General features: G+C 55.0%; 1 pseudogene. It reads right to left on the minus strand.

The features are described from left to right. Nucleotides 1-29 precede the first annotated feature (29 nt). A pseudogene (locus ACODS9_RS26545) lies at nucleotides 30-509 on the minus strand (integrase core domain-containing protein); the annotation flags it as partial.

Here is a 509-nt window from a genome sequence, read left to right on the forward strand (position 1 = left end):
GACACATGTGCGGGGACATGGTGGACACATTATCGCTTACCGTCGGGGTTGTTGAAGTCGATGGTTCGCAGCTTGTGCTGGCAAAAGTAAACATCAAAATGGTCAGGCCCTTGATCGCTGCGACGGAGCGCCAACACATAGCGCTGCTAGCGCCTTGGCTATCCGAAATGAGCGTTTCTTGAAGCGGAACTGACTGCTGTAGGGTTTCACCAAAATATCATCGGGACCGTATTCAACGGGCGGTAGACGGCTTGGGAAAGCCCGCCTGCTCATCTGATAGCGATCTGCCGGTACTTTGTAGCCCAGCTGCTGATGAGGACGCTTGTAGTTGTAAATGCCCCGCCAGAGGTCGAAAGCTTCCTGCGCTTCTCGCAGATCCCGAAAACTGCGCCCGGTTAGTACCTCGGCCTTGAGCGTCCGGTGGAATCGCTCATCCTTGCCATTGGTTTGTGGGTGGCCTGGCCTGCTGAAAGTCAGTCGAATTCCCAGGCGAACCAACCAGATACCTA

The organism is Pseudomonas sp. FG36, from assembly GCF_057809275.1.